Below are 3,338 nucleotides of genomic sequence, written 5' to 3' on the forward strand. Positions count from 1 at the left end.
CATGCACTGCATCTCGGCCGGACGGAAGCCGGCATGGGCTCGAAAGGCATCGTCGCTTCGTCGGCCGCCATGGGCATCCTGCTGCAGCAAGGCATCGGCGACACCATCCGCATCTCGCTGACGCCGGAGCCGAATGGCGACCGCACGCGCGAGGTGCAGGTTTCGCAGGAATTGCTGCAGACGATGGGGTTCAGGCAGTTCGTGCCGATCGTCGCCGCGTGTCCCGGCTGCGGCCGCACGACCTCGACCGTGTTCCAGGAGCTCGCTCAGAACATCCAGGCAGATCTCAGGAAGAACATGCCGGTGTGGCGCGACAAATATCCCGGCGTCGAGAACCTCAAGGTCGCGGTGATGGGTTGCATCGTCAACGGCCCGGGCGAGTCCAAGCATGCCGATATCGGCATTTCGCTGCCCGGCACCGGCGAGACGCCGACGGCGCCTGTCTTCGTCGACGGCAAGAAGGCGGCGACGCTGCGCGGACCGTCGATCGCGGCGGATTTCGAGAAAATGGTCGCCGACTATATCGAACAGCGGTTCGGTCGCGGCGGCAAGGCCGCGGCAGAGTAGGTCAAATGCAGCGTTTCCTGTGGGCGACGCTGGTCCTGCTGTGTGGGCTAGTCTGGTCGACACTGGCTCAGGCCGATCCGCCGCAATCCGCCAAGCAACGGCTTATCGACAAGGTCTGCAACCTGATCCAGGCGCATGCCGACCAGAATGGTTTGCCCAGGGATTTCTTCGCCCGGCTGATCTGGAAGGAGAGCCGTTTCGATCCCAACGCCGTCAGTCCCGTCGGCGCCGAAGGCATTGCCCAGTTCATGCCGGGAACCGCCAAGATGCGCGGGCTTGCCAATTCCTTCGACATCAATCAGGCGATCCCGGCTTCGGCGAAATATCTCGCCGAAATGAAAACCGGCTACGGCAATCTCGGCCTGGCGGCCGCCGCCTACAATGCCGGCGAGAGCCGGGTGTCGCGCTGGCTCAGTTCCGGCGGTTTCCTGCCGATGGAAACCGAAAGCTATGTCTTCGACATCATGGGCGAACCAGCCGACAAGTTCACCGACCGAGCCTATGCCGGAAGGGTCGAACCGCTCGACGCTAAGGCGGATTTTGCCGTCGCTTGCCGAAAACTGCCGGTGATCATGTCGCGGACCGTGGCGATGGCCTCGATCAACGTAAAGCCGTGGGGCATCCAGGTGGCCGGCAATTTCCGCCGCAGTGCCGCGATCAACCAGTGGCTCAGGATAAGGAGCCGGTTCCCGGCCCTGCTCAACGGGCACGATCCAGTGGTCAGCCGGGTGCGCACGCCGATCGGCCGGCGGGGTATCTATGCGGTCAGGATCGGTGTCGACCACCGCGCCGATGCAAACGTCATCTGCCAGAAATTGCAAAGCATCGGTGGGGCATGCGTGGTGGTGCGCAACCGGTGATTTGACCCCTGCCGGCAGGGTATTTTGTCTGAGAGAGGCATTTAGAAAGCGACAGCCGTGACGTCGCATCCACCAAGGATTTCAGCTATGGCGGCGGTCATCTTACCAGGAGCGACAGCCCCTGCCTTTGACAAGCCGCGTGGGCACAACATGTTCGATGGATACATTATCTGCGGCACACCGAGGACCGGAAGCACGCTGCTGTGCAAGCTCCTGGCGTCCACCAAGACCGCCGGCGATCCACATTCGTTTTATCGGCGCCAGGACGTGGTGGAGTGGGCCGAAGAGTGGAAGCTGCTCGATCGCGCCGCGATGAGCGAGCGCGAATTCGATGCCGCTTACCTCAATGCTACGATCGCCGCTGGCAAGGGTGGGACCGGCCTCTTCGGTCTCCGCTTGATGCGCGAAAATCTGGATGAGCTTTCGGCGATCCTCGGCCGGATTTTCCCAAAACTGTCATCCGACAGAGCACGGTTCGAAAGAGCATTCGGCAATGTTCTCTACATACACCTCTCGCGGGAGGACAAGCTTGCGCAGGCTGTCTCCCTGATCAAGGCAGAGCAGACCGGTCTTTGGCATATCGCTCCCGACGGCACCGAGATCGAAAGGGTCGCACCGCCGAAAGAGCCCCAATATGATTTCGAGCGGATCAGGCGTGAGGTCGAGGTACTCGAGACCTATGATGCGGCATGGAACATTTGGTTCGCTGAGCAAGGCATAACCCCGCTTCGGGTTGGCTACGAGCGCCTTTCGAGCAATCCGGCGGCGACGTTGCTAGGCATCTGTGAAGTCTTGGATGTCCAAGCACCAGACGCCGAAGATGTAAGGCCCGGCGTCGCAAAGCTCTCCGACGACACCAGCCTCGACTGGATGCGCCGCTATCGCCTCGACGCAGCCGCCTGATGCATCGATGGAGGCAGGCTAGGCCGTCTTGGCCACCACGGTCTCGCTGAGCCAGGTGCCGATCTTGGTGCCCAGTCGGTCGGGCGAAACGGGCTTCGGCAGATAGTCGTCCATGCCCGATTCGATGCACTTGTCGCGATCGCCCTTCAGCGCATGCGCGGTGACGCCGATGATCGGAATGTGGGTGCCCGTCGAGGTCTCCATGGCCCGGATCGCGCGGGTCGCTTCGTAGCCATTCATCTCCGGCATCGAGACGTCCATCAGGATCAGCTTGGGGCGCAGCGCCCGGTACATCTCGACCGCCGTGCGGCCGTTGCCGGCGATGCGGTAGCTCAAGCCCAAGCCATTGAGGATCTGGCCGAAGACCAGCTGGTTCACGTCGTTGTCCTCGGCAATCAGGATGTCGATCGGTCCGTTCGGCGTGGTTGTCGATTCCGGTGCTGCCGCGACTGGCAGCGCCGGGCCGCGGATGACGGTAAAGGCAGGCGGCGCTGCCGGGGGAGCCTGGACGATCGGTTCGCGGACAAACTGCGCCTTGCCGACCTGCGAACGGGCCTTCTGCACGACCGAAATAACGGTGCCGAGCAGGACCGCAGAGCGCGCCGGCTTCGTCAAATGCGCGGCAATGCCGAAGTCGATGATCATCTTGCCGAAATCGACCTGGTCGACCGAGGTCAGCAACACCACCGGGATGGAGGACAGCCGGCTGTCGGAAGCAATTGCCCTGGCGACGTCGGCGCCGTTCATGCCGGGCATCTGGTAGTCGAGGATGATGCAGTCGACGGCGGCGCCCAACTGAAAGGCGCGATCGAGGAAGGCCAGGCCGACGGCGCCGCTTTCGGCGGCGGCACAGTCGAAGCTCCAGCTTCTGAGCTGCTCGAGCAGGATTTCGCGGTTGACCGGATTGTCATCGATGACCAGCACGCGCGCGCGGGTGACGTCGACCGGCACGATCTCGTCGAGCGCCGCGGCCTGATGCGCGGGCAGCGGCACCGCGAACCAGAGAGC

The 3,338-nt window shown here is 63.0% G+C and carries 4 protein-coding genes; 3 read left to right on the forward strand and 1 reads right to left on the reverse strand.

Features of this window, described 5'->3' with window-relative positions:
- The 3 genes from EN879_RS29080 to EN879_RS29090 form a co-directional block, all read left to right on the forward strand.
- Positions 1-567, forward strand: a 567-nt coding sequence (locus tag EN879_RS29080) for a flavodoxin-dependent (E)-4-hydroxy-3-methylbut-2-enyl-diphosphate synthase (RefSeq protein WP_164774643.1), incomplete at its 5' end; no start/stop codon positions are given.
- Between the two features lie 5 nt (positions 568-572).
- Entirely contained in the window at positions 573-1,427 is an 855-nt protein-coding gene (locus EN879_RS29085) for a lytic transglycosylase domain-containing protein (protein ID WP_063169169.1), read from the forward strand.
- An 87-nt stretch (positions 1,428-1,514) separates the two neighbouring features.
- Entirely contained in the window at positions 1,515-2,330 is an 816-nt protein-coding gene (locus EN879_RS29090; RefSeq protein ID WP_082826558.1) for a Stf0 family sulfotransferase, read from the forward strand.
- A gap of 18 nt (positions 2,331-2,348) precedes the next feature.
- On the opposite strand, the gene EN879_RS29095 is transcribed toward EN879_RS29090, so the two are convergent.
- On the reverse strand, positions 2,349-3,338 hold a 990-nt coding region (locus EN879_RS29095), incomplete at its 5' end, for a response regulator (protein WP_164774644.1).

The sequence above is a fragment of the Mesorhizobium sp. M7A.F.Ca.AU.002.02.1.1 genome, assembly GCF_003998535.1.
GTDB classification, from domain to species: domain Bacteria; phylum Pseudomonadota; class Alphaproteobacteria; order Rhizobiales; family Rhizobiaceae; genus Mesorhizobium; species Mesorhizobium ciceri.

Coding starts and splice junctions, on each gene's coding strand:
- EN879_RS29090 (WP_082826558.1), top strand. CDS start 1,515: ATGGCGGCGGTCATCTTACCAGGAGCGACAGCCCCTGCCTTTGACAAG.
- EN879_RS29085 (WP_063169169.1), top strand. CDS start 573: ATGCAGCGTTTCCTGTGGGCGACGCTGGTCCTGCTGTGTGGGCTAGTC.